Genomic DNA, 26,579 nt, shown 5'->3' with positions numbered 1-26,579 from the left:
AGTACCACGAGATGAGCCAGCAGCACGGAACGCTGGGCGTGGCCGTCATCGGCACCGGCCGCATGGGCGCCGACCACGTACGCCGTATCAGCGATGTCATCAGCGGGGCACGGGTGGCGGCGGTCGTCGACATCGACGCGGACCGGGTGAAGCGCGTCGCCGACGCCGTCGAGGGCTGCACGCCCTACACCGAACCGGCGGCCGCCATGGCGGACCCGGACGTCGACGCCGTACTGATCGCCTCGCCTGGTGCGGCCCACGAGGACGCGCTGCTCGCCGCGTTCGCGCGTGACCTGCCGGTGCTGTGCGAGAAGCCGCTCACCCCGGACCCGGCCTCCGCGCTGCGCGTCCTGGAGGCCGAACAGCGGCTGGGCCACCGGCGGGTACAGGTCGGCTTCATGCGCCGGTACGACGCCGACTACCTCAAACTCAAGTCGCTGCTCGACCAGGGCGCGTACGGCCGTCCCCTGATGCTGCACAACAAGCACCGCAACGCCGGCACACCGCCCGGCTTCACCAACGCCATGATGATCCACGACTCGGCCGTCCACGAGATCGACGTGACGCGCTGGCTGCTGGACGAGGAGATCACCGCCGTCCGCGTACTCCGCCCGACGCCCCTCGGCAGCGCGCCCGACGGCCTCAGCGACCCGCAGCTCATCCTCTTCGAGACCGCCGCCGGGCAGCTCGTCGACACCGAACTGTTCGTCAATTGCGGCTTCGGCTACCAGGTCAGCTGCGAGGCGGTCTGCGAAGGCGGCACGGCGCGGATCGGCGACGACCACGGCGTGTTCGTCAACGCGGCCGGCAAATGGGGCGGCTCGATCACCCCGGGCTTCGTGGAACGCTTCGAGGAGGCATACGACCGGCAGGTGCAGCGCTGGGTGAACACCACGCGGCGCGGCGCGGTCGAGGGCCCGAGCTGCTGGGACGGCTACGCGGCGGCCGCGGTGTGCGCAGCGGGCGTACGCGCCCAGGCCACCGGCGAACGCGTCGAGGTCGAGCTGGGCGAGCGGCCCGCGCTGTATCGCTGAGTCACGGTCGGATTCTGCCCCGCCCGTGTCGCCGTTCTCGGCACAGCGGCGCGCCGTCGCGTCTTGCCGCGGCCGGCGCGCCGTCTGTCGCCGCGGCGCATCATTTCGCGCCGCGGCTGGCGCATCGGCTCGCGTCACGGCCGACGCATCATTTCGCGTCGCGGCCTGCACATCACTTCGCGTAGCGGCCCGCACATCACTTCGCGTCACGACCGGAGCGGCGCTTCGCTTCACGATCTGCGCATCGCCTCGCGTCACGGCCGGCGCATCGCTTCGTGTCACGGCCGACGCATCACTTCGTGTTACGGCTTGATCGGCGCCGGACACCGCAGTTCGCGCCCCACACACGCCCCACCCGCACGCCCCTTCACGTCCCGGCCGTCTCGCCACCCACCGCACGCTCCGCGTGCCGCCGTCCCACGTCACAGCGCACGTACCGACCTCCCCGAACAGCGACGCGGCCCGCATCACCGGCCGAAAGGTCTACGTCAAGAAGAAGAACTGGAGCCGCTGCCCATGGCCGCACCCAGCCGTCATCCCACGCCCCCCACACCCCCCACGCCCTCTCCCCCCTCCGCATCGTCCACAACTCCCGCACCCAACACACCCTCCGAACCTCATACCTCTCACTCATCACTCCCCTCCCACACATCCCTCCCCTCTCCCACCCTTCGCAACGCCAAGCGCTTCATCATCGGTATCGCTGCCATCGCCGCTCTCGGCGGCGCCCTCTTCGGTTACGACACCGGCGTCGTCTCCGGCGCGCTCCCCTTCATGGAGACACACTTCGGCCTCACCTCACTCGGTGAAGGCATCATCACCAGCGCACTGCTGATCGGTGCGGCGTTCGGGTCGCTGGCCGGCGGGCGTATGGCGGACCAGCTGGGGCGGCGTGCCGCGCTGCTGTGGGCGGGCGCGGTGTTCATCGGCGGTGCCGTGGCCGTGGCGCTCGCCCCCACCGTTCCCTTCATGGTCGTGGCGCGCTTCGCACTCGGTCTCGCGGTGGGCAGCGCCTCGGTGATCACACCGCTGTACCTCTCGGAGATCGCACCGCCGCACATCCGCGGCCGGCTGGTCTCCTTCAACTCCCTCATGATCGTCAGCGGGCAGCTGCTGGCGTACCTGATCAACGCGGCGCTCGCCCGGTGGGAAGCGTGGCGCTGGATGCTGGGCCTGGCGGCGCTACCGGCCGTCGCCCTGTTCATCGGGCTGTTCTTCCTGCCGGACACGCCCCGCTGGTACATCAGCAAGGGACGTACCGAGCAGGCCGCGAAAGTCCTGCGGCGCACCCTGCCCGCCGAGGAGGCCGACGGGGAACTGGCCCGCATCGGCCAGGCCCGTGCGCTGGAGGCCGACGCGCGGCGCGGCGCCTGGCAGGAGCTGCGTACGCCGTGGGTACGGCGCATCCTGCTCATCGGCGTCGGGCTGGCGATCGTCCAGCAGATCACCGGCGTCAACGCGGTCATCTACTTCGCGCCGAAGATCCTGGAAACCACGGGTCTGGGCACCAACGCCGCGATCACGGCCACCATCGCGGTCGGCGCCGTCTCCGTCGTCGCCACCACGATCGGCATGTCGCTGATCGACAAGGTCGGACGACGACCGATGCTGCTCACCGGCCTTTCAGGTATGACCGTCTCACTGGTCCTGCTGGGGGCTTCCTTCCACCTCCCGAAGTCCACCGGGGTCAGCTTCCTCGTCCTCGGCCTCATGGTTCTCTACATGGGCTTCATGCAGGCGACCTTGAACACCGGTGTCTGGCTCCTGCTCGCTGAAATGTTTCCGCTCACGGTGCGCGGACTGGCCATGGGCGCGGCGGTGTTCGTGATGTGGCTGGCCAACTTCACGGTGGCGCTGGTGTTCCCCGTACTCCTCGACGCGGCGGGCGCGAGCACCACCTTCTGGCTCTTCGGCCTGATGTGTGTACTGTCCCTGCTCTTCTGCAAGCGGTACGCCCCGGAGACCAAGGGCATGGCCCTGGAGGACCTGGAGCACGAACTGCGCAGGTCGAGTCGCGGGGGCGGGGGCAAGGAGATGAGCAACGGCACGGAGAAATGAGGATCAGCAGCGCCCCACCTCTCCACCTCTCCCCCACCTCTCCCCCCTCTCCGCCTCCGACTTCCTGTCCCTCGCCCCACCCCTTCTCCGGCCCATGACAGCGATGCCCCGTTCGTCACAGCTGTCACCATTACGCAGGTCTTCCGTCACAGCCGATCAACAGGCCCTCGCCCCTGCTCACCTGGTGTCGTTCACCGGGCACAGGCTGAGTGATCACCAAACCGCGCGCAGTTCTTTCGCCGGCTCCCCCGGGCCGTCGCTGCGCGCGGCTGAGGGAGGTGCGAGACAGATGACCGACCGCAGACTCTGGTCGTACAAGGAGATCGCCGCACACATCCGAGTCCAACCCGACACCGTGCGGTCCTACCGGAAACACGGGCTACTCCCGCCACCGGACCTCGTGGAAGGCGGCAGACCGTACTGGTTCGCCGACACCATCCGCACCTGGGTCGCCCAGCGCCCCGGACACGGCGGGCGCCGCGAAAAGGGCTGACATCGCCCTCCCCAGGCCCCGCGTAATCATCGCGCGGGGCCTCCGCAACCCGCCCGCGGCGGCGTTACGCTCGGCGCATGCCGCCCACTCCCGTACCGGCCGAGCCTGTTCGCATCGCTGTGATCGGTGGCGGCGCGATCGGCGGATTCGTGGCAGCACTGACCCACCTGACCGGGCACGATGTCACTCTGTGCCTGCGCACACCGGTGGACCGGCTCGCCCTCGAAACCGACGGCGAAGTCATCGACGCCCCCGTACGCTTCGCCGTCGATCCGCAGACGGCCGAGCCCGCGGACTGGGTCTTCCTGGCCACCAAGGCCCAGGACACCGCCGGCGCCGCCGGCTGGCTGCGCCGGCTCTGCCGCTCCGGCACGGTCGTCGCCGTACTCCAGAACGGCATCAACCACACCGAACGCGTGGCCCCGCACACCCCCGACGGTACGGACATCCTGCCCGCGGTCGTATACGCATCGGTCGAATGCACCGCTCCCGGCCGGGTCAGGCACTACGCGGGCAACGAAATCCACGTGCCCGAAGGGGCGTTGGCCACCCGCCTCGCCGGCCTGCTGACCGCCGGCCGCCTCAAAGTCGTACCCGTCCCGGACTTCACGACGGTCTCCTGGCAGAAGCTCCTCGCCAACCTCGCGGCCAACCCGCTCACCGCCCTTCTCCAGCAGCGCATGGGCATCTTCACCGACCCCGGCATGGCCGCCCTCGCCCGGGACATCCTGAGCGAAGCGGCCGCGGTCGCGCGGGCCGAGGGCGCGGACGTGCACGACGCCGACATCGACCGCGTACTGATGATGTACGGCATGGTCCCGCCGGACGGCGGCTCGTCGATGCTCTACGACCGCCTGGCCGGCCGCCCCTTGGAGCATGAACACATCACGGGCGCGGTGGTACGCGCCGGGGAACGCCACGGCATCCGCACTCCGCTCAACGGGATGCTGCTCACTCTTCTGCGCGCAGTCGACCGTGAAATCACCACCGCCGGGAAGAACGCCGGCGAACGTCACGCGAAGCCGTAAGAACCGCCTCGCCACTCAGCCGCCTGAGCACCCGCACGCCTATCGCCAGGGGTTGACATCAGTATGTCATTACATGCACGCTGCGGCGAGGCTTCGGTGCGCCCAGATGACCCATGCCTCAGGTCCCGCGGCTCACTCACGGAGCCCCCCGAGCGCCGCGAAGAAACGATCCCTCAATCGACCGCCGTCCACCCCGACGACAGGAGCAGGCACATGAAGATCGGCCTGATCGGCACCGGACGCATCGGAGCGTTCCACGCCGAGACCCTGAGGTCCGCCCCCGGCGTGGACCGCATCGTCGTCGCCGATGCCGACACGGCCCGCGCACATGTGCTCGCGGACACCCTCGGTACCGAGGCAGCCGAATCTCTCCCCCGGATGTACGCGGACGGCCTGGACGGCGTGGTGATCACCGCCGCGACGAGCGCGCACGCCGAACTGATTCACCAGGCCCTCGACGCCGAGGTGCCGGTCTTCTGCGAGAAGCCGGTGGCACTGGATGTCGCGGGCACACTTGACGTAGTCAAACGTTCCAACGCCGGCACCGTACCCGTACAGATCGGTTTCCAGCGGCGTTTCGACCGCGGCTACCGGGCCGCCCGCGAGGCTCTGCGGTCCGGCGAACTCGGCTGGATCCACACACTGCGCGCCTGCACCAGCGACCAGGCGCCGCCGCCCGCGGCGTTCATCCCCTCTTCCGGCGGGCTCTTTCGCGACTGCAGCATCCACGACTTCGACATCCTGCGCTGGCTCACCGGCCGCGAGATCGTCTCCGTGTACGCGCAAGGCGCCAATCGCGGCGACCCCTGCTTCACCGACGGCGACGACGTGGACACCTGCGCCGCCCTGCTGCGTTTCGACGACGACATGCTGGCCACGGTCACCGCAACCCGTTACAACGGCGCGGGCCACGACGTCCGCTTGGAAGTGTGCGGCTCCAAGGGCGCGCGCATCGTCGGGCTCGACGACCGGGCTCCGCTGCCGAGCGCCGAACCGCATGTCTCCTGGCGGCAGTCCGCCCCGTACACGACATTCATGGAACGCTTCCGCGACGCGTACATCACCGAGTTGGGCACCTTCGTGGACGTGGCCGCCGGCCGCACGGAAAGCCCGTGTTCGCCTGCCGAGGCGCTGGAAGCGCTGTACGTCGCCGAAGCGTGCGACCGCTCCCGCCGCACGGGCGAACCGGTGAGAGTCTCAGACGTGCGCACCGCCGCAAAATAGGCGGGTACATGCGGACCTGCTGCCGCGCGCCTCTCGGAAAGCACGGACTGAACGGCCTCCCGCTCACCAGGACTCCGACGCTCCCTTCCGCGGCCCTTCCGGGATCGGCGCCAGCCCTTCCGCGCCCGCGCGCAGCCGCATGGCCACCAGCGGGAAGACCAGCACGGAGATCATCGCCGCCCCCACCATGGCCGCCGCCTCACCGGCGTCGAGTACACCGCTGTCCTGGCCGATCGTGGTGATCGCGACCACCAGGGGCAGCGCCGTCGACCCGTACAGCATCAGCGCGGCACGGTCCTTGCGGCCCAGGTCGCGCGGCGCGAGCAGGACGAGCGGCAGACCGCGTACGACGAGCAGCAGTACGAGGAAAAGAGGGAGCAGCAGGAGTGAGCGTCCGTTCTCGAAGAGGGACGACAGGTCGAATTCGATGCCGGTGACGATGAAGAACAGCGGCACCAGGAAGCCGAAGCCCATCGCCTCCAGCCGCCCGAGAATTTCCTGGCTGCTGTCCGGCGCGGCCTCGTGCAGGACGAGCCGCATGATGATCCCGGCTGCGAACGCGCCCAGCAGGACGTCGAGTCCGAACACCTGCGAAATGCCGAGCATCACGGCCAGCAGCAGGACGAACAGCCGGATGGCGAACTGGCCGCTGCTGTGCAGCGTGCGGGCGATGATCCGGTAGAACCACAGGGGGCTGGGCTTCAGGGCCCAGTAGACGGCACCGGCGGTCAGCAGGGCGAAGGCGAAGAGCAGGATGGTCGATTCGCCGGGGTCACGCCCGCTGAGCAGCAGCGCCATCGCGATGATCGGTCCGAATTCGCCGACCGCGCCGGTGGCCATCATCACCGATCCGAAGCGGGTCCCCAGGTCGCCGGAGTCGCGCAGTACGGGCAGGACGGTACCGAGCGCCGTACTGGTGAGCGCGGTACCGACCACGATCGCCTTGGAGAAGTCGCCGACGGCGAACCCGAGCGCGACGGCCAGGCCGAGCACGAGCGCGACGAGCCATGCGTACCCGGCGCGCTTGAGGGTGTCGCCGCGGACCTTGGCGAACTCGATCTCGTATCCGGCGATGAACATCAGGGTGGCCAGCCCGAGGTCGGAGAGGGCGTTGACGACCTCGCCGGGGTGCGCCCAGCCCAGAACGTCCGGGCCGATCAGGATGCCCAGCACGATCTCGAAGATGACCAGGGGTACGGGCAGCCAGCGGCCGAGGCCGTATGCGAGGAGCGGAGCGGCCACGGCGATCGCCATGATCAATACGAGCGTTGCGGACTGCGACATAAGCCGCTTTTCTACCACAACGGGCAGAAGGGCCTCGCCCCGCAGGCCGACCGACCGAGCACCTCTTCCGGCTCGCCGGTCAACGCGCCGGCCCGCGCACCGCCGCGCACACGCAGACACAGCGAACGCAGCAAACGCGGCCGACACGACGGGTTCGTCAGATACGGCGAATGCGGCGAATACCGGGACACGCCGACGCCTCGCTCCCCTTTTCTCCGCTACCGCCCCCGGACGGCGCAACGAGCGACACGCCGCAGCACCCATCCGCAGGAAGTCCACCCAGAACCCACTCCAGGAGCACCCGCCTGTCGCACCCGCGGAGCATCCCGGACCGTACGGGACCGCCGGAGCGCCACGCAACCAGGCACCTCGGCAGGTCACCGAAGATCGCGCCGCCCCCTCCCCCTCGCCCCCTCAGTCCGGATACACGCCTGGCATTCATACCCCCCAGGGGTATAGAGTTGTGGTCGCCGGGAAACACCGGGGGCTCCCGGGACTCCGTAATTCCCGCGCCACTCGTGCATGTCAGTGAAAACTTCGAGCACGGCGACCACACGCACCAAGGAGAAACCCATGACTGCCGAACAGACCAGCGGTTCCTGCTGCTCCCCCGAGGGCTCCTGCAACTCCGGGGCCACCGACGTCCAGGTGGGCGATGTCACCACCACTTACAAGGTGAGCGGCATGACCTGCGGTCACTGCGAGGGCGCCGTCTCCGCCGAGATCTCCGAGATCCCGGGCGTCCACTCGGTGCAGGCGTCCGCCGCCACCGGCCTGGTGACCGTCGCCTCCAAGGCGCCGCTCGACGAGGCGGCCGTGCGCGCGGCGGTCGACGAGGCCGGCTACGAACTCGAGGGTCTGGCGGCCTGAGCCCCATGACCGGTACGTCCGCGCAGGCGCGGGTCGAGCTCGCCATCGGCGGCATGACCTGCGCCTCGTGCGCGGCTCGCGTGGAGAAGAAGCTCAACCGGATGCCGGGCGTGAGCGCCACCGTCAACTTCGCCACCGAAAAGGCGCGGGTCGAGTACGGCGACGAAGTCTCGGTCGACGACCTGATCGCGACAGTCGAGAAGACGGGCTACACCGCGCAGCGGCCCGCGCCCGCCACACCCGCGAATCCGCCGGAGCCCTCCCCGGCCGGCGCTTCCGGCCGAGGCGCCGCCGCCCGGTCCACCACGGAGGACGGCTCCGACTCTTACAAGCGCTCTCACGACCGGGAACTGGCCGGGCTGCGCCAGCGGCTCATCGTCTCCGCCGCGCTGGCCGTTCCCGTCGTCCTGCTGTCGATGCTTCCCCCGCTCCAGTTCGAGAACTGGCAGTGGCTGTGCCTGACGCTGGCCGCGCCCGTCGTGGCCTGGGGTGCGTACCCCTTCCACCGGGCCGCCTGGACGAACCTGCGGCACGGGGCCGCCACGATGGACACCCTGGTGTCCCTCGGGACGCTCGCCGCCTTCGGCTGGTCCGTATGGGCGCTGTTCTTCGGCGACGCGGGGATGCCCGGCATGCGGCACGGATTCGACTTCACAGCGGCCCGCACGGAGGGCTCCTCGGCCATCTACCTGGAGGCCGCGGCCGGAGTGACGGCGTTTCTGCTGCTCGGCCGCTATCTGGAAGCGCGTTCCAAGCGGAAGGCGGGCGCTGCGCTGCGTGCGCTGATGGAACTCGGCGCGAAGGACGTGGTGGCGCTGCGGGACGGGCGCGAGGTGCGCGTCCCGGTGGAGCAGCTGGCCGTCGGTGACCGGTTCGTCGTACGCCCCGGAGAGAAGGTCGCCACGGACGGCACGGTCGTGGAGGGCTCTTCCGCCGTGGACGCTTCGATGCTGACCGGCGAATCGGTGCCCGACGATGTGACCCCTGGTGACAGCGTGACGGGTGCGACGGTGAACACCAGCGGCCGACTGGTGGTCGAAGCCACCCGGGTCGGCGGTGACACGCGACTGGCGCGTATGGCGGCCCTGGTCGAGGACGCGCAGAGCGGCAAGGCCGAGGTGCAGCGGCTCGCCGACCGTGTCTCCGCTGTCTTCGTCCCTGTCGTGCTGCTGGTGGCGCTCGGCACTCTGGCCGGGTGGCTGTTGGCGACCGGTGACGCGACCGCGTCGTTCATGGCGGCCGTCGCCGTACTGATCATCGCCTGCCCCTGCGCTCTCGGCCTCGCGACACCCACCGCCCTGATGGTCGGCACGGGCCGAGGCGCCCAGCTCGGCATCCTCATCAAGGGGCCCGAGGTTCTGGAGTCCACCCGCCGCATCGACACCGTCGTGCTGGACAAGACGGGCACGGTGACCACGGGACGGATGAGCCTGTACGAGGCCGTGCCGGCGCCGGGCGTCATGAAGGACGAGCTGCTGCGCCTGGCCGGGGCGCTGGAACACTCCTCTGAACATCCGATCGCGCGCGCTGTCGCCGAGGGGGCGCGTGAACGCCTGGGTGCACTCCCGGAGCCGGAACACTTCGAGAACGTGGCGGGCCTCGGGGTACGCGGCGTGGTGGAAAACCATCGCGTCCTCGTCGGGCGCGAGCGGCTGCTGCGCGAGGACGCGGACGGCGGGACGGCGTCCGGTGCCCTTCCGGAGGCGCTGAGTGCCGCCAGGGACGCCTCCGAGGCCGTGGGACGGACGGCCGTACTCGTCGCCTGGGACGGACAGCCACGCGGCCTGCTGTCCGTTGCCGACACCGTCAAGGAGGGCAGCGCCGAGGCGGTGCGCCGACTGCGCGGGCTGGGGTTGTCGCCGGTACTGCTGACGGGGGACAACCAGGCGGTGGCCGACGCCGTGGCGGCCGAGATCGGCATCGCCGAGGTGATCGCGGAGGTGCTGCCCGAGGACAAGGTCGCGGTGGTCGAGCGGCTCCGCGGCGAGGGCCGCAGCGTGGCGATGGTCGGCGACGGCGTCAACGACGCGGCCGCCCTGGCCGCCGCCGATCTGGGCCTGGCGATGGGAACCGGTACGGACGCGGCCATCGAGGCGGGGGACCTGACCCTCGTACGCGGCGATCTGCGGGTCGCGCCGGACGCCATCCGGCTGGCCCGCCGGACACTCGCCACGATCAGGGGAAATCTCTTCTGGGCCTTCGGCTACAACGTCGCGGCCGTTCCGCTGGCGGCGGCCGGCCTGCTCAATCCGATGATCGCGGGGGCGGCGATGGCTTTCTCGTCGATCTTCGTGGTCAGCAACAGCCTCCGGTTGCGGCACTTCCGCTGACGGATGCGCGCGGCGCGGACTTTTTTCGCCTTCACAACTCCCCTACAACTGACACAACACCCATACGGAAGGGCCTCGATCTGCAGATCGAGGCCCTTGACCGTATTCGCCCAGTTATGGCAAGAGACCCAGATCACACCGCTTGGAACGTAACCATTGTGGGGGGTCGCGAGTCTAACCGTGCGGTGCAGGCACCTCGGCGGGGCCTGTACCGCAACGGCCAGGCTGGTCTTGGGGGACTTCGCCCGGCAACGCGTGGCCGGGGCGACGTGCCCGGGGAGCTTTGAGCGGCCCTCCCGTACGTGCGCGTCCCGGCAGATCGCGGGCACCACCCTGAAGCGCCCGGACGGATCCCGTGGGGGGAATCCGACCCGGGGAACAAGGGAAGCGCCCCGCGCTCCGGACCCGTGGGGGGATCTGGAGGCGGGGCGCTTTCTGCTGGACGGACCGGCCCGGGCCGCCACGCGGGCGGCCGGCCGGTCAGCAGCTGTCCCGGCGGACGGAGTCGCTCAGCGCTCCTCGACCGGGACGAAGTCGCGCTCGACGACTCCGGTGTAGATCTGGCGCGGGCGACCGATGCGGGAACCCGGCTCCTTGATCATCTCGTGCCACTGGGCGATCCAGCCGGGCAGCCGGCCGAGCGCGAACAGCACGGTGAACATCTCGGTCGGGAAGCCCATGGCCCGGTAGATCAGACCGGTGTAGAAGTCCACGTTCGGGTAGAGCTTGCGCGAGACGAAGTAGTCGTCGGAGAGCGCGTGCTCCTCCAGCTTGAGCGCGATGTCCAGCAGCTCGTCGGACTTGCCGAGCGCCGAGAGGACGTCGTGCGCCGCCGCCTTGATGATCTTCGCCCGGGGGTCGAAGTTCTTGTAGACGCGGTGCCCGAAGCCCATGAGCTTCACGCCGTCTTCCTTGTTCTTCACCTTGCGGATGAAGGCGTCGACGTCACCGCCGTCGCGCTGGATACCCTCCAGCATCTCCAGCACCGACTGGTTGGCGCCGCCGTGCAGCGGGCCCCACAGCGCGTTGATGCCGGCCGAGATCGAGGCGAACAGGTTCGCCTGCGAGGAGCCGACCAGGCGCACGGTGGAGGTCGAGCAGTTCTGCTCGTGGTCCGCGTGCAGGATGAGCAGCTTGTCCAGAGCGCTGACCACGACCGGGTCGAGGTCGTACTCGGCAGCCGGCACCGAGAAGGTCATGCGCAGGAAGTTCTCGACGTAGCCGAGGTCGTTGCGCGGGTAGACCACCGGGTGGCCGACCGACTTCTTGTACGCGTACGCAGCGATCGTCGGGAGCTTGGCCAGCAGCCGGATCGTCGAGATGTGGCGCTGCCGCTCGTCGAACGGGTTGTGGCTGTCCTGGTAGAACGTCGACAGCGCGCTGACCACGGAGGACAGCATCGCCATCGGGTGGGCGTCCCGCGGGAAGCCGTCGAAGAACCGCTTGACGTCCTCGTGCAGCAGGGTGTGGTAGGTGATGTCCTGCTTGAAGGTCGCCAGCTGGTCGACGGTGGGCAGCTCACCGTTGATCAGCAGGTAGGCGGTCTCGACGAACGTGCTGCGCTCTGCGAGCTGCTCGATCGGGTAGCCGCGGTACCGAAGAACCCCGTTCTCACCGTCCAGATAGGTGATCGCGGATTTGTACGCGGCAGTGTTGCCGTAACCGGAATCCAGGGTCACCAGACCGGTCTGGGCGCGCAGCTTCGAGATGTCGAAGCCCTTGTCGCCGACGCTGCTGTCGACGACCGGGTAGCTGTATTCGCCGTCCCCGTAACGCAGTACTACAGAGTTGTCGCTCACGTCATCCCTCACCGACGTTGTGCCTCTTCTTCGAGGTGCCCTGACTGCCTATACCTTCCCCCATTTGGACCTTGGCTGTGCACTCGGGGTCGGCCATAGGGCCTGTAGGCGGCACTCAGTGCCGCTCCAGCTGCCCATCCTGCTCCCCTTCGCCCCGATTGGGGAAGAGGTGACCACGCACCGCACCGACGAGTCGGTGACGCAGCGCGGTCCACCTCCGACCCGCGGATACGGTGCGTACAGCCTGCCCCAAAGCCTTGCGCGAGCCGACCAGCACCACCAGCTGTTTCGCCCGTGTGACGGCCGTGTAGAGCAGGTTCCGCTGGAGCATCATCCACGCGCCGGTGGTGACCGGAATCACCACCGCCGGATACTCACTGCCCTGGGAACGGTGGATGGTCACCGCGTAGGCGTGCGCCAGCTCGTCCAGCTCGTCGAAATCGTACGAGATCTCCTCGTCCTCGTCCGTGAGCACCGTCAGCCACTGCTCGTCCCGGTTGATCTTGAGGACGACGCCGACCGTGCCGTTGAAGACGCCGCTGTGCCCTTTCTCGTAGTTGTTGCGGATCTGCGTCACCTTGTCACCCACCCGGAACACCCGGCCTCCGGAGCGCCGCTCCGGCGCATCGGGCCGCGCCGGGGTGAGGGCCTGCTGGAGGAGACCGTTCAGCGTGCCGGCACCGGCCGGACCGCGGTGCATGGGGGTGAGCACCTGGACGTCCCGCCGCGGGTCCAGGCCGAACTTCGCGGGGATCCGGCGCGCGACCACGTCGACCGTGACCCGTCCGGCCTCCTCGGAGTCCTCCTCGACGAAGAGGTAGAAATCGTTCACCCCCTCGACGATCGGCAGGACGCCCTCGTTGATGCGGTGAGCGTTGGTGACCACGCCGGAGTGCTGGGCCTGGCGGAAGATCCGGGTCAGCCGTACGGCCGGGACCGGGCAGTTCTCGGCGAGCAGATCCCGCAGCACCTCACCCGCCCCCACCGAAGGAAGCTGGTCCACGTCACCCACCAGGAGGAGGTGGGCGCCCGGCGGCACCGCCTTGATGAGCTTGTTGGCCAGCAGCAGGTCGAGCATGGACGCCTCGTCGACCACCACCAGATCGGCGTCGAGCGGCCGGTCCCGGTCGTACGCGGCGTCCCCGCCCGGTTTGAGCTCCAGTAGCCGGTGCACCGTCGACGCCTCGGCGCCGGTGAGCTCCGCCAGCCGCTTGGCGGCCCGGCCCGTCGGGGCCGCGAGCACGACCTTGGCCTTCTTCGCGCGGGCCAGTTCGACGATCGAGCGGACCGTGAAGGACTTGCCGCAGCCGGGCCCGCCGGTGAGCACGGAGACCTTCTCGGTCAGCGCCAGCCGTACGGCGGCCTCCTGCTCGGGCGCCAGCGAGGCTCCCGTACGGTTTGCCAGCCAGGGCAGCGCCCTGTCCCACGCCACGGTCCGGAACGACGGCATCCTGTCCTCCTGCGTCCGCAACAGCCGGAGGAGCTGTGCCGCAAGAGAGGTCTCGGCCCGGTGGAACGGGACGAGATAGATGGCCTTTATGGGGTTGCCGCCCTCCGGCGACGGCACGGTCTCGCGGATCACTCCCTCCGGGTCGCCCGCCAGCTCCCCCAGGCAGTCGATGACCAGTCCCGTGTCGACCTGGAGCAGCTTGACCGCAGCGGCGATCAGCTCTTCTTCCGGGAGGTAGCAGTGCCCTTGGTCGGTGGACTGCGAGAGCGCGTACTGCAGGCCCGACTTCACCCGGTCCGGGCTGTCGTGCGGGATGCCGACGGCCTGCGCGATGCGGTCGGCGGTCAGGAAGCCGATGCCCCAGACGTCGGCGGCGAGGCGGTAGGGCTGGTTCTTGACGACGGAGATCGATGAGTCGCCGAACTTCTTGTAGATGCGCACCGCGATGGAGGTCGAGACACCCACCCCCTGCAGGAAGATCATGACCTCCTTGATGGCCTTCTGTTCTTCCCAGGCGTCGCCGATCATCTTTGTGCGTTTGGGACCGAGTCCGGGCACCTCGACGAGGCGCTTCGGTTCCTTCTCGATGATGTCGAGGGTGTCCAGGCCGAAGTGTCCGGTGATGCGATCGGCCATGACGGGGCCGATGCCCTTGATGAGGCCGGAGCCGAGGTAGCGGCGTATGCCCTGGATCGTCGCGGGCAGGACCGTCGTGTAGTTCTCGACGGTGAACTGCCGTCCGTACTGCGGGTGGGAGGACCAACGGCCTTCCAGCCGCAGCGACTCCCCCGGCTGCGCGCCCAGCAGCGAACCGACGACAGTGAGGAGATCGCCGGAGCCGCCCGTGTCGACACGCGCGACCGTGTAACCGGTCTCCTCATTGGCGTAGGTGATCCGCTCCAGGACCCCTTCGACCACGGCTGGAATGAACATGGACCGACGGTACCGCCGAGGTCCGACATCGCGTTCGGGCCTGTGGATAACTTCGCCGGAAGGCTCTGTGACGGGGCCCGACGGCTACTGCTCGGCGGCTCCCACAGCTGCCACGGGACGGCTTCGCCGCGCCGGACCGCCACCCGTGCCGCAGACGCTTCGAGGGGCCCGGTCCCAAGACCGGGCCCCTCGATTCCCCCTCCGTTCGGCCCCCAGATCCCCCCTCGGATCCCCCCGGTTCCCTCTCCCCTCGGGAGCCTGACGACAAGTACGACCCACCCGGACCGGGAACGGTTGCACGGATTCGGTGAGTTATTCCATCGTTACCTGGCGTGCATGACGTGGCGGGCGAATCGCTCGGCGACTTCGGCCAGCACCTCCGCCCCCGGCCGCTCCCACAGCTCCGGATTGAAGATCTCCACTTCGACGGGCCCCCGGTAGCCGGCGGCATCCACCTGCTCCCGGAACCAGCGCAGGTTCACCGCGCCGTCCCCGAGTTGACCCCGTCCGAGCAGTACGCCGGCGGGCAGTGGTGTCACCCAGTCGGCGAGCTGAAATGCCGCGATACGGCCTCCGGCGCCCGCGCGACCGATCTGCGAGCCGATCGTGTCGTCCCACCACAAGTGGTAGGTGTCCACGACCACGCCCACCTGCTCGGCCGGGAACCGTTCGGCCAGCGCCAAGGCTTGAGCGAGAGTGGACACGACACAGCGGTCCGCCGCGTACATGGGGTGGAGCGGTTCGAGCGCGAGGCGTACCCCCGCATCAGCTGCGTACGGCGCGAGTTCGCCCAGCGCGTCGGCGACCCGCTCACGGGCACCGTGCAGATCACGGCTCCCCGCCGGCAGCCCACCGGAGACGAGGACGAGGGTTTCGGTCCCGAGTGCGGCGGCTTCCTCGATGGCGGCCCGGTTGTCGACCAGCGCGTCCGCGCGGTCCTTCGAGTCCAAGGCGGTGAAGAAACCGCCGCGGCAGAGGCTGGTGACGGTCAGCCCCGCGTCCCGTACGAGCCGGGCGGCGGCGGCCACTCCGTATTCCTGCACGGGAGCACGCCAGAGACCGACGCCTCGCACTCCCGCTTTTGCGCAGCCGTCGACGAGTTCGGGCAGTGACCATTGCTTGATGGTCTGCTGGTTGATGCTGAAGCGAGAGAACAGAGCTTCGTTCGCTTCTTCGGGACCAGTCGGGAGATCGCTGCTCATTCCGCACCTCCGTACACCGAGGCGAGTCGACGCATACGAGCCGCCGCCAGCTCCGGGTCGGGGAACAGGTCCAGGCCGTCGGCCAGTTCGTAGGCTCGCTTCAGATGGGGCAGCGAGCGTGCCGACTGGAGGCCGCCGACCATGGTGAAGTGTGACTGGTGCCCCGCGAGCCAGGCGAGCAGGACGACTCCGGTCTTGTAGTAGTGCGTCGGTGTCTGGAAGAGGTGGCGGGCGAGCGCGACAGTCGGATCCAGTATTTTGCGGAAGCCGGCAGTGTCACCATCGCCGAGAAGGCGCACGGCTTCGGCAGCCAACGGGGCGAGCGGGTCGAAGATGCCGAGCAGCGCGTCACTGAATCCGTGCGCGTCGCCGGCGATCAGCTCGGGGTAGTGGAAATCGTCGCCCGTATAGCAACGCACACCCTCCGGGAGACGACGGCGCAGCCGGACTTCGCGGTCGGCGTCCAGCAACGACACCTTCACGCCGTCCACCTTGGCGGGGTGCTCGGCGATGATCTGAAGCAACGTCTCGGTTGCCAGGTCCAGATCCGGGCTGCCCCAGTAGCCGTGCAACGCGGGGTCGAACATCGGGCCGAGCCAGTGAAGGATCACGGGCGCGGCGGCCTGGCGCAGCAGGTGGCCGTAGATTTCCACGTACGCTTCCGGCCCGGTGGCCGTCGCGGCGAGATGCCGGGAAGCCATGACGATGGCTTGGGCGCCTGCGCCCTCCACCAGTGAGAGCTGCTCCTCGTAGGCGGCCCGGACATCGACCAGCCTTACTTCAGGCGCGGTCAGTTGGTCCGTGCCGACTCCGCAGGCGATGCGCCCGCCTGTCGCCGCGGATTCGGCGGCGGAGCGGCGGATCAGTTCGGCCGCCGACGACCAGTCGAGGCCCATTCCGCGCTGCGCGGTGTCCATGGCCTCGGCGACGCCCAGGCCGTGCGACCAGAGGTGATGGCGGAAGGCCAGGGTCGCGTCCCAGTCGATGGCGGCAGGGTCTTCGGGGGTGGTGTCGGCGAAGGGGTCTGCGACCACGTGGGCAGCGGCGAAGACGGTACGGGAGGCGGCGGGAGGCGTGCCGGCAATGGCTGGCTCTCCGGATGCTCCGCTCCCCCGGACGCTCATCGTCCGAGCTCCGGCACGTCCAGGCGGCGGCCTTCCGCCGACGACTTCAGCCCTAGTTCGGCGAGCTGGACGCCACGCGCGCCCGCGGTCAGGTCCCAGCGCCAGGGTTCGTCCCGAACGACATGGCGCAGGAACAGTTCCCACTGCGCTTTGAAGCCGTTGTCGAATTCCGCGTTGTCCGGTACCTCCTGCCATTGCTCGCGGAACGGTTCGGTGGCCGGGATGTCCGGGTTCCAGACCGGCTTCGGAGTAGCGGCGCGGTGCTGAATACGGCACTTTCGCAGCCCCGCGACGGCGGAGCCTTCTGTGCCGTCCACCTGGAACTCGACCAGTTCGTCGCGATGGACCCGCACCGCCCAGGAGGAGTTGATCTGCGCGACGACGCCGCCGTCCAGCTGGAAGATTCCGTACGCGGCGTCGTCCGCAGTGGCCCCGTACGGCTTGCCGTTCTCGTCCCAGCGACGCGGTACATGGGTGGTGACCTGGGCCTGCACAGTCCGTACCCGGCCGAAGAGTTCGTGCAGGACGTACTCCCAGTGAGGGAACATGTCGGCCGCGATGCCGCCGCCGTCCTCGGCACGGTAGTTCCAGGACGGGCGCTGCGCCGACTGCCAATCGCCCTCGAAGACCCAGTAACCGAACTCGCCCCGCACAGAGAGGATGCGTCCGAAGAACCCCCCTTCGACCAGGCGGCGCAGCTTGAGCAGGCCAGGCAGGAAGATTTTGTCCTGTACGACGCCGTGCTTGACGCCGGCTTCGTCGGCGAGGCGGGCCAGTTCCAACGCGCCGTCGAGGTTGGTGGCAGTGGGCTTCTCGCAGTACAGGTGCTTCCCGGCAGCAATCGCTTTCTTCACGGATTCCTCGCGCGCGCCAGTGACCTGGGCGTCGAAGTAGATGTCGACGCTGTCGTCGGCGAGCACCGCGTCGAGATCGGTGCTCCAGTGCTCCAAGCCGTGGCGCTCGGCGAGCGCCCGCAGCTTGTGTTCGGCGCGGCCCACAAGAATCGGTTCGGGCCAGATCACCGCGCCGTCACCGAGATCCAGCCCGCCGTGTTCTCGCAGCGCGAGGATGGAACGGACCAGGTGCTGGCGGTAACCCATGCGTCCAGTCACGCCGTTCATGGCGATGCGTACGGTCGTGCGTGTCACGGTCCGGCCCTTCCTTACGGAGAACTCCACTCACGGGGCGGGCGCGGTACGGGCGCCGGCCCGCACGGCGGGCGAAGAACAGCGGTTGACGTTTCATGACGACGGTGGCCAAGCCGACGGCGAGCGCGGACCAGAAACGCGCAGTAAGCGCTTTCCATCGCGGGAGAAGCTAGCCTGCGGCACGAGGCAAGGACAAGAGGCACGACAGGGGGCGGGGCGATCGATGGCAGTGACACTGGCGGATGTCGCGGCACGGGCGCGGGTGTCGGCAGCAACGGTTTCGCGCGTTCTGAACGGCAACTACCCGGTCGCCGAGAGCACCCGTGCCCGCGTGCTGCGCGCCGTGACAGATCTGGAATACGTGGTCAACGGCCCGGCCAGCGCGCTGGCCGCCGCCACTTCGGATCTGGTGGGCATTCTCGTCAACGACATCGCCGACCCGTTCTTCGGGATCCTCGCCTCGGCCGTCCAGTCCGAGGTGAGCAGCAGCTCAGGCACTCCGTCGGCTGGCGGAGCGGGCACACGAACGGGTGACGGCGGTATGCGCCACCACCCAAGCGCCCCGAACCCGCCGGCACGTACCGACGAAAAGCTGGCCGTCGTGTGCAATACCGGTGGCTGTCCGGAACGCGAGCTCACCTACCTCACGCTGCTCCAACGGCAACGCGCATCCGCAGTTGTCCTGACCGGCGGCGCGGTGGAGGACGCCGTTCACGCCGAGGCCGTGGCCGCGGCGCTGACACGGCTCGCCGGGGCGGGCACGAGGGTCGTGCTGTGCGGACGACCGCCTGTCACACCAGGGGCAGGCAGGCAGCGCCCTGGGGCCGGCCCGGCCCCGCAAACGCGCACCACAGCGGAAGGCTCCCACGCCCGCACCGCCCCTCATGGCGGCCACTTCGCCCCACAGCACATTCCCTCGCAGCATTCCCCCTCGCAGCTCGTCACCCTTGCATTCGACAACCGGGGTGGCGCCCGACGGCTGACGGAACACCTGGTCTCACTCGGCCACCGCGACATCGGGTACGTCGCCGGGCCGCCCGGCCGTACCACCACCCGCCACCGCCTGGAGGGCCACCGAGCCGCCCTCGCCGCGCATGGCATCCCCGACCCGGCCCACCGCACCGTCCACGGCGCGTACGACCGCGCCGCCGGCTACGACGCCGCCCAGGAACTGCTACGCCGAGACGCTTCCTTGACCGCCATCGTCGCGGCCAACGACACCGCCGCTCTTGGAGTGTGCGCCGCGCTGCGCGACCGCGGCCTGCGGATACCCGGTGACGTTTCCGTAGCCGGCTTCGACGACCTCCCGTTCAGCGCGGACGCGGCTCCGGCGCTCACCACCGTACGGCTTCCGCTTCAGGAAGCCGGCGCGCGGGCCGGCCGGCTGGCGATGGGGCGTGAAACGTCACCTCCGGGAGAAGTCGCTACATACCGCGCCGAGTTGATGGTGCGCGCGTCCACGTCCGTGCCGTACTCTTGACGCAGTCAACCTTGACTGGGTCAATGGTAAGGCGGGTGCGCCATGTCAGCCCACGAGGTCCAGGAAATCCGCAGGTTCAACCGCTTCTACACGAACCTCATCGGCGCGCTCGACTACGGCCGCCACCTCTACACCCCGTTCACGCTCACCGAAGCCCGGGTCCTGTACGAGATCGCACACACCCAGCAGGTGGACGCCGCCGATCTGCGCGCCTCGCTCTCCCTGGACGCGGGCTACCTCAGCAGGCTGCTCAGCAGGTTCGAAGAGAGCGGGCTGATCATCCGTGGCCCTTCCGAGCGGGACGGGCGGCGGCAGCGCATCACACTCACGGAGGACGGCCGCGCGACAGCGAAACTACTGGAGGAACGTTCGTGCGACTCCGCGGGAACGCTCCTCAACCGCCTTCCCCCCTGGGACCGGGCGCGCCTCGCGGAGTCGATGGCGACCATAAGAGAGCTGCTCGGCGACACGGCGAACCGACCGGAACCGGTGCTGCGGCTGCGCGCCCCCGCTCCCGGCGACCTCGGCTGGATGGTGCAGCGCAATGCCGCCCTGTATGCGCGGGAGTACGGTTTCGACCTCGGTTACGAGGCGTTGGTGGCCCGTATCGTCGCCGAATACGGCGAGCGCCACGACGCGCGCTGGGATCGCGTCTGGATCGCCGAACTGGACGGAGATCGGGTGGGCGCCGTCATGTGCGTACGGGACGGGATCGACACGGCCATCGCCCCGGCGGACGAGACACCTCCTCGTACGGCCCGGCTGCGACTGCTGCTGGTCGAGCCGGAAGCGCGCGGGCGCGGCGTCGGCCGAGCGCTCGTGTCCGCGTGTGTCGATTTCGCGCGCGAGACCGGCTTCCGTGAACTGGTCCTGTGGACGAACTCCGTACTGAGTGCGGCGCGCGTCCTGTACGAGCGCGCCGGCTTCGAGCTGACCGCCGAGAAGCCGCACCACAGTTTCGGGCGGGACCTCGTCGGACAGGACTGGCGTTTGCCGCTCTGATCTGTGTTCACATGGTTCTCATGAGCGATATGCGATATGCGTTCTCGACACTCGGAGTGCCCGGGATGCCGGTGGGCGAGGTCGTGCAGCTGGCGGCCGGCGCCGGATTCGACGGGGTGGAGCTGCGGGCCCACCCCGAGGAAGAGGTGCATCCGCGCGTCGGGTTGCGCGAACGGTCGGCAGTACGTGAACAGTTCGCCGACGCCGGGGTGAGCATTCTGGCGGTGTCGGGGTACGCGCGGGTGGCCGCGGCCCATGACGAGCGTGGCGAGGAGGAGCTGGCGGCGGAGCTGACCGAGCTGGTCGTGCTCGCTTCGGATCTGGGAGCGAAGTTCGTGCGGGTGTTCCCCGGTGGGGGCGACCGTCCCGCCGAGGAAGCCGATGCGGAGGCTGCCCGGCACCTGGCCGCGGTCGCGCCGTTCGCGGCGGAGCGCGACGTGCGTGTTCTTCTGGAGACGCACGATTCGCATCCCCGCGGTGCTGATGCGGCGCGCATCGTGGGCCCCGTGGGGCATCGGCACATCGGTGCGCTCTGGGACGTACTTCACCCGTGGCTCGGCGGTGAGGCGCCGGTCGACACGTTCGCGGCGCTGGCGCCGTATCTCGGGTTCGTGCAGGTCAAGGACGTTGCTTCGGCCGAGGACACCACTCCCTTGCCGCTCGGCGCGGGAACGGTCCCGCTGGCCGACTGCGTCGGGGCGCTCACTCGCGCGCAGTGGGACGGTTGGCTGTGCTGGGAGTACGAGAAGCGGTGGTATCCACGTGCCGCCGACCTCCCCGGGTTGCTGAGCGCGGGGCGCGAGCACCTGGAGCGGCTGGTGGCGTCGGCTGCGTCCTGAGCAGCGCGGTATCGGGAGGCCAAGCTGCGCGGGGCCGTCGGTCGCGTCTGGCTGCGGGAGTGTCGTCCGACAGAAGGCGTCATGCGTACACGTGTCGCGACGCCGAGGGGCGTTGAGCCGGCCTGGACGTACGGAGCTGCGGAGCCCCGGAGGCGGAGGTAAGAGAAAAAACGGGGCACGGGAGTCCGGATCCACGGAAGTACGGAACCAGAGGCGTACGGAACCACAGGCGTACGCAGCTACGGGTGTACGGAGCTACGGGCATGCGGGGTTCCCGCCCGTCACGCCCGGCTGCGGAAACGTTCCTGCGCCGCCCGCGCCCGCCTCAGGAACACATCGCCCCACATCCGTACCTTTTCCCGTATTCACGCCGAACCGGGGAACCCACCCGGCCCGCCGACCGTCAAAACGGTGTGCTGTGTGACCCCGCAGTGCGGTGTCGGCCTCGCTGCTGGCTGCGTTGCTGACCACCCTCTCCGCCGCCTGCGGCCGACAGCACCCGCCACCGGTGCACCCCCCTCCAACGCGCCGGTGGCGGATCACCGTCCCTGGACCGTCCCGCCACGTGCCCGCGGGCCCCGGACCGCCCACCACAGCCCAGCCGCCATAACCCAGCCCAGCCCCTGCGCACCGATTGCGCCTACGCGCCGCCCCATCCGCACCGCTGCCTACGCACCACCGCATCCCCCGACTGGCAGAGCCGTCGAGCATTGACCGGCATTCCTTTTCCGGTTACTCGTGACTTCTTGGAAGTTTTCTTCGGACCGCCGGGCAGCACTCGGCGAGGAAGCTTTCCGGAAGGAGCGCCGATGCACTCCAGACGTACCGTCCTGACCACCGCCGCGGCCGCCGCCTGTGCCATGGGTACGGGCGGCGGCGCCGTTCACGCCGTCGCTTCCGGCCCGCGTGCCGCAGGGGCCGCCGATGCCCGCGTCCGTGCGGCTCGACTCGTTTCCCGGATGAACCTGGAGGAAAAGGTCGGCCAGTTGTTCGTTATGCGGGTCTACGGACACTCCGCGACCGATCCGGACCCCGCCGACGCCGAGGCCAACCGCAAGGAGATGGGCGTTTCCAACGCCGCCGAACTGGTCGCCAAGTACCACCTCGGCGGCATCATCTACTTCGGCTGGGCGCACAACACCCGTGATCCCCACCAGATCGCCGACCTCTCCAACGGCATCCAGCGGGCCGCCGCCGCCCAGCGCGTCCCCGTACCGTTGTTGATCTCCACCGATCAGGAACACGGGATAGTGGCACGGATCGGCGCGCCCGCCACACTCTTCCCCGGCGCGATGGCGCTGGGCGCCGGGCGGTCGCGCGAGGACGCCCGCACGGCCGGCCGGATCGCGGGCGAGGAGTTGTACGCGATGGGCATCCGGCAGGACTACGCTCCGGTCGCCGATGTGAACGTCAATCCCGCGAATCCCGTGATCGGCGTACGCTCCTTCGGTTCCGAGCCGAAGGCGGTGGCGCGGCTGGTCACCGCGCAGGTACAGGGGTACCAGCGCGCCGGGGTGGCCGCGACGGCCAAGCATTTCCCGGGGCACGGCGACACCGACACCGACAGCCACGTCGGGCTGCCGTACATCCGGCACACCGCCGAGGAGTGGGAGCGGCTGGACGCCCCGCCGTTCCGGGCCGCGATCGAGGCCGGCATCGATTCGATCATGACGGCGCACATCGTCGTGCCCGCCTTCGACGCGAGCGAGGACCCGGCCACGCTGTCCCGGCCGATCCTCACCGGCGTCCTGCGCGAGCGTCTCGGTTTCGACGGTGTGGTGGTGACCGACTCGCTCGGAATGCAAGGTGTACGGACGAAGTACGGTGACGCCCGGGTGCCGGTGCTCGCGCTCAAGGCGGGGGTCGACCAGTTGCTCAATCCGCCGGACATCGCCGTCGCTTTCGCGAGCGTGCTCAAGGCGGTACGGACGGGCGAGCTGACCGAGCGGGCCATCGACGAGAAGCTGATCCGTATTCTCCTGCTCAAGGAGCGGCGCGGGCTGTTCGACGATCCGTACACGACGCATCGCGCGGTGGAACGTTCCGTCGGCACGCGGCGGCATCTCGCCACGGCGGACCGGATCGCGGACCGCACCACCACGCTGCTCGTCAACGACGACGGGTTGCTGCCGTTGTCCCGGCGCGCGCAGCGGCGTCTGCTGGTGGCCGGCGCCGACGCGGCGTCGCCGTCCGGGACCGGGGGCCCGCCCACCAAGGTGCTCGCAGAAACCTTCAATCAGCTGGGTTTCACGGCCACCGCGCTCCCCACCGGCACCGCCCCCACCCAGGAACTGATCGACCGGGCGGTCACGGCGCTCCGTACGCAGGACGCGGCGATCGTGACGACCTACAACGTCACGGCGGCGTCGTCGCAGCGCGCCCTGGTCGAAGCGCTGCTGGGCACCGGCAAGCCGGTGGTTCAGGTGGCCGTGCGCAATCCGTACGACATCGCCCAGTTGCCGGGCGTACGGGCGGCGCTGGCCACCTACTCCTGGACGGACGTGGAACTGCGGGCCGCGGCCCGGGTGATCGCCGGGCGGCGTGATCCGGAGGGGAAGCTGCCGGTACCGGTGATGCGTGCTGACGCGCCGGGGAGCGTTCTCCACCCGGTCGGGCACGGGCTCTCGTACTGACGGGGTGACGGGCTGACGGGCTGACGGGCTGACGGGCTGACGGGCTGACGGGCTGACGGGCTGACGGGCTGACGGGCTGACGGGCTGACGGGCTGAGTCGACGGTGCCGGAAGCATCACCGGCACCGGTACCGGCACCGGCAGCGGTGCCCACAGTACCGACGGTGAACATGCGTACGGAGCTTCGGCGCTGCCGGGCTCCGTACGGGCCGTGTACCGCCGGCCCCGCAGCGCTGCGTACTGCGCGGCCCGTACCTCGTGCGCAATGCGCCCGTTACGCCTGGCGTGCGCCCGAATGGGCGGGCCAGGCTGAGGTGCACGCACCGGGGGACGCAGGGGGCCGCGATGCGCAGGGTCAAGAGGTTCGGGAGCGGCACCGTGGGCTGCGTGGCGGCGGCTCTGCTGCTCGTGGCGTTGTCCGCCTGCCAGCGCGACGGCAGTGGCTCGGCCGCGAACGGTGACGGAAATGCGCAGAGGAACGGAAGCGGGAACGGAAGTGGCGGGGCGGCGACCGCGTCTCCGTCTCCGGCAGCCACCTTTCTCGCCCCGGGTACGTGCAGCAGCCGCGGGCGTACCGTCTTTTACCAAGTGTCCTGCCGCAGCGAGAGGGCCGCGGCCCTGGTGCTCTCCCGGTACGACGGCCCGCAGGCGCAGGGCCCGCTGTGTCCGGAACGTACGGACTTCGTGCTGCACATCAGCGAACGCCGGCCCGCTTCCGACAAGACTTCCCGAGAGAACGGCGACGGCGCGGTTCCGCAGGGTTACGCCTGTATGCGCAATCTGGAAGCGCCGCATCCCGGTGATCCTGGCGGGGGCGGCGGCCCGCGCACCATCGTCGGGGACTGCGTCCGCCCGTCGCGGCAGGGCGAGGTGAAGGAGACCGCCTGTGACGGGTCGGGCGCCCACGCGCCGCAGTTCACCGTGACAGCGGCGGTCCGCACCCGTGCTGCCTGCCCGGCCGACACGGACTTGTACGTACAGCTGGGCGGCGGGGCACCAGTAGGGTGCGCCCGCCGCCTGTGAACCGACGGCCCGTACGCCAGGCCGCCCCTCGGTCGTAACGCATCTCGCGTCGTACGGCACGCGCCAACGTCACGCATCTCGCGCCACTTATCTCGCGCCACGCGCCACGCGTCACACGGAACTCGTCACGCGGAACGCGCCACACGGAACGCGCCACACGGAACGCGTCACGCACCGCGCGACGGCATCACGGACGCAGCATCTGCATCTGCGAGTCGTCCCGCTTGTCCAGCTTCTTGTCGTACGGAGCCAGCGGCGCGGCCTCGGCGCCCTGCGGAGCGTCGACGTCCGCCCAGTCGAGCAGGGCCTCGGTCGCCGCCTTACGGTCGGCCTCCCGCAGCTTCGCGATGTTCGAGCCGTGGTTGCCGCCGGGGACCTTGTAGACGTACGAGTCCTCGGAACCGGAGCCCAGCCGGAACGGCTCGGAGCTCCACGGGTCCCACTCACCGTTGACGAACATCATGCGCTCGCCGTGGTGGCGCACCCACCGGTCCACGTCCCGCATCGCGTTCTTGTCGAAGTGCAGGGGAATGTCACGCGGCACGAAGGTCCGGGAGTTGTTGATGCCCGGGTAGCGCAGCAGGTCCTTGAGGTGGTCGTACTTGTAGCTGGGCTCGCCGAGCTGGGTGCCCGCCTGGTAGTAGTACGGCAGATTGCGCTCAAGGCCCTGGTCGGTGTAGCTGTCGAAGCCGCCGACCTTGTCGATCCACTTCCACAGTTCGTCCGTGGTGGCGGTCTTCTTGGGGACCTCGGGGCAGGCGGTGGCAGCCGGCTGGTACTGCCAGAAGCCGAACACCAGGTCGGTGACGAGGACCTCGTACGCCTTGTCGATGTTGCCGACGAGCTTGAAGGTCTTCTTGTTGTCCTGCGCCCACTTCGTGTAGCGGTTGACGATCTCGCCGCGGCGCAGCAGCGCCTCGCGCTCCAGTGCCGCGAGGTCCTTGCGGCACTGGGCGGTGCCGACGGTGCGGAAGAACCGGTCGTACGCCGAGTCCTCCTTGTTGTTCACGTCGTTCGGCGCGACGTAGGCGACGGTGCCGTCCATGTCGTCCGGGAAGAAACGGCGGTAGTACGTGGCGGTCATGCCGCCCTTGCTGCCGCCGGTGGATATCCAGTTCTGGTCGTAGATCCGGTGCAGCGCCTTGAAGATGCGGTGCTGGTCGTTGGCCGCCTGCCGGATGGTGAGCTTCTTCCAGTCGGCGGGCTGCGGCCGCGACGGCGTGAAGTACCGGTACTCCATCGACACCTGGTTGCCGTCGATGATCTGCGTCGGCTCGCTGCGCCGTACGTCCGTGTTGAGGTTGTAGCCCGAGGTGAAGAAGACCGTGGGCCGGTCGACGGACTTGTGCAGCAGGGTCAGCCGCTGCTGGAAGGACCCCTTGGAGGGGTGCTGGTGGTCGATCGGCTGGGTGTAGTTCAGGACGAAGAAGCGGTAGCCGTCGACCGGCTTCTCCTGGACGAGACTCATCCCCGGGATCGCCAGGATCCGGTCCTTGATGTCGGTCGCCTTCGGCTGCGCGGCGGTGGCCGCGGTCGCCGACGCCGTGCCCGCACTCGCCGTGCCTATGAGCACCGCGAGTGAGAGCAGGCATCTGATGGCCTTGCGCATTGCACCCTCCCCTTGGG

General features: G+C 69.4%; 19 protein-coding genes. 12 read left to right on the top strand and 7 right to left on the bottom strand.

Features of this window, described 5'->3' with window-relative positions; genetic code table 11:
- Nucleotides 1-11: 11 nt before the first annotated feature.
- The 5 genes from OEIGOIKO_RS27095 (at nt 12) to OEIGOIKO_RS27075 (ending at nt 5,837) form a co-directional block, all read left to right on the top strand.
- Nucleotides 12-1,034: a Gfo/Idh/MocA family protein gene (locus OEIGOIKO_RS27095; RefSeq protein ID WP_125056183.1), complete on the top strand. Its 1,023-nt coding sequence runs from the start codon at nt 12-14 to the stop codon at nt 1,032-1,034.
- A 516-nt stretch (nt 1,035-1,550) separates the two neighbouring features.
- Entirely contained in the window at nt 1,551-3,092 is a 1,542-nt protein-coding gene (locus OEIGOIKO_RS27090; RefSeq protein ID WP_246177555.1) for a sugar porter family MFS transporter, read from the top strand.
- 289 nt (nt 3,093-3,381) lie between these two features.
- The gene (locus OEIGOIKO_RS27085; RefSeq protein WP_125056182.1) at nt 3,382-3,585 is read left to right on the top strand and encodes a helix-turn-helix transcriptional regulator; all 204 of its coding nucleotides are present in this window, start codon (nt 3,382-3,384) and stop codon (nt 3,583-3,585) included.
- A 77-nt stretch (nt 3,586-3,662) separates the two neighbouring features.
- On the top strand, nt 3,663-4,613 hold the full coding sequence (locus tag OEIGOIKO_RS27080; RefSeq protein ID WP_125056181.1) for a 2-dehydropantoate 2-reductase: 951 nt from the start codon (nt 3,663-3,665) through the stop codon (nt 4,611-4,613).
- A 213-nt stretch (nt 4,614-4,826) separates the two neighbouring features.
- Nucleotides 4,827-5,837 carry a Gfo/Idh/MocA family protein gene (locus OEIGOIKO_RS27075; RefSeq protein ID WP_125056180.1) on the top strand — a complete coding sequence of 337 codons (1,011 nt, stop codon included), beginning with the start codon at nt 4,827-4,829 and terminating at the stop codon, nt 5,835-5,837.
- 63 nt (nt 5,838-5,900) lie between these two features.
- Here the strand turns inward: OEIGOIKO_RS27075 and OEIGOIKO_RS27070 are convergent, their stop codons facing one another.
- Entirely contained in the window at nt 5,901-7,121 is a 1,221-nt protein-coding gene (locus OEIGOIKO_RS27070; protein WP_125056179.1) for a cation:proton antiporter, read from the bottom strand.
- Between the two features lie 573 nt (nt 7,122-7,694).
- On the opposite strand from OEIGOIKO_RS27070, the gene OEIGOIKO_RS27065 reads away from it, so the two are divergent.
- The gene (locus tag OEIGOIKO_RS27065; RefSeq protein WP_125056178.1) at nt 7,695-7,991 is read left to right on the top strand and encodes a heavy-metal-associated domain-containing protein; all 297 of its coding nucleotides are present in this window, start codon (nt 7,695-7,697) and stop codon (nt 7,989-7,991) included.
- 5 nt (nt 7,992-7,996) lie between these two features.
- Nucleotides 7,997-10,321, top strand: coding sequence for a heavy metal translocating P-type ATPase (locus tag OEIGOIKO_RS27060; RefSeq protein ID WP_125056177.1), 2,325 nt, complete (start codon nt 7,997-7,999; stop codon nt 10,319-10,321).
- A 509-nt stretch (nt 10,322-10,830) separates the two neighbouring features.
- On the opposite strand, the gene OEIGOIKO_RS27055 is transcribed toward OEIGOIKO_RS27060, so the two are convergent.
- The 5 genes from OEIGOIKO_RS27055 to OEIGOIKO_RS27035 all read right to left on the bottom strand — a co-directional run bounded on the left by OEIGOIKO_RS27055 (nt 10,831) and on the right by OEIGOIKO_RS27035 (nt 17,977).
- Entirely contained in the window at nt 10,831-12,120 is a 1,290-nt protein-coding gene (locus OEIGOIKO_RS27055; protein WP_030018929.1) for a citrate synthase, read from the bottom strand.
- Between the two features lie 115 nt (nt 12,121-12,235).
- Nucleotides 12,236-14,503, bottom strand: coding sequence for an SF1B family DNA helicase RecD2 (gene recD2, locus OEIGOIKO_RS27050; RefSeq protein ID WP_125056176.1), 2,268 nt, complete (start codon nt 14,501-14,503; stop codon nt 12,236-12,238).
- A gap of 323 nt (nt 14,504-14,826) precedes the next feature.
- Nucleotides 14,827-15,705, bottom strand: a complete 879-nt coding sequence (locus OEIGOIKO_RS27045) for a sugar phosphate isomerase/epimerase family protein (RefSeq protein ID WP_125056175.1) — start codon at nt 15,703-15,705, stop codon at nt 14,827-14,829.
- Nucleotides 15,702-16,829 carry a dihydrodipicolinate synthase family protein gene (locus OEIGOIKO_RS27040; RefSeq protein WP_125056174.1) on the bottom strand — a complete coding sequence of 376 codons (1,128 nt, stop codon included), beginning with the start codon at nt 16,827-16,829 and terminating at the stop codon, nt 15,702-15,704. The genes OEIGOIKO_RS27045 and OEIGOIKO_RS27040 overlap by 4 nt, the downstream gene beginning before the upstream one ends.
- A complete protein-coding gene (locus tag OEIGOIKO_RS27035) occupies nt 16,826-17,977 on the bottom strand; it encodes a Gfo/Idh/MocA family protein (protein WP_125056173.1) in 1,152 nt (383 codons plus the stop codon). Before OEIGOIKO_RS27035 ends, OEIGOIKO_RS27040 begins: the two co-directional genes overlap by 4 nt.
- A gap of 223 nt (nt 17,978-18,200) precedes the next feature.
- Between OEIGOIKO_RS27035 and OEIGOIKO_RS27030 the strand changes: the two genes are divergently transcribed.
- From OEIGOIKO_RS27030 to OEIGOIKO_RS27010, 5 genes are all read left to right on the top strand, one after another.
- A complete protein-coding gene (locus OEIGOIKO_RS27030) occupies nt 18,201-19,457 on the top strand; it encodes a LacI family DNA-binding transcriptional regulator (protein ID WP_125058992.1) in 1,257 nt (418 codons plus the stop codon).
- 42 nt (nt 19,458-19,499) lie between these two features.
- Nucleotides 19,500-20,459, top strand: coding sequence for a bifunctional helix-turn-helix transcriptional regulator/GNAT family N-acetyltransferase (locus OEIGOIKO_RS27025; RefSeq protein WP_125056172.1), 960 nt, complete (start codon nt 19,500-19,502; stop codon nt 20,457-20,459).
- A 29-nt stretch (nt 20,460-20,488) separates the two neighbouring features.
- The gene (locus OEIGOIKO_RS27020) at nt 20,489-21,298 is read left to right on the top strand and encodes a sugar phosphate isomerase/epimerase family protein (protein WP_125058990.1); all 810 of its coding nucleotides are present in this window, start codon (nt 20,489-20,491) and stop codon (nt 21,296-21,298) included.
- A gap of 809 nt (nt 21,299-22,107) precedes the next feature.
- On the top strand, nt 22,108-23,931 hold the full coding sequence (locus OEIGOIKO_RS27015; RefSeq protein ID WP_125056171.1) for a glycoside hydrolase family 3 protein: 1,824 nt from the start codon (nt 22,108-22,110) through the stop codon (nt 23,929-23,931).
- A gap of 344 nt (nt 23,932-24,275) precedes the next feature.
- Entirely contained in the window at nt 24,276-24,953 is a 678-nt protein-coding gene (locus OEIGOIKO_RS27010) for a hypothetical protein (protein ID WP_125056170.1), read from the top strand.
- Nucleotides 24,954-25,140: 187 nt separating this feature from the next.
- Here the strand turns inward: OEIGOIKO_RS27010 and OEIGOIKO_RS27005 are convergent, their stop codons facing one another.
- Nucleotides 25,141-26,562: a S28 family serine protease gene (locus OEIGOIKO_RS27005; RefSeq protein ID WP_125056169.1), complete on the bottom strand. Its 1,422-nt coding sequence runs from the start codon at nt 26,560-26,562 to the stop codon at nt 25,141-25,143.
- Nucleotides 26,563-26,579: the final 17 nt, after the last annotated feature.

It is taken from the genome of Streptomyces paromomycinus, assembly GCF_003865155.1.
Classification (GTDB): Bacteria; Actinomycetota; Actinomycetes; order Streptomycetales; family Streptomycetaceae; genus Streptomyces; species Streptomyces chrestomyceticus.
This window is presented reverse-complemented; position numbering and strand designations above follow the sequence as displayed.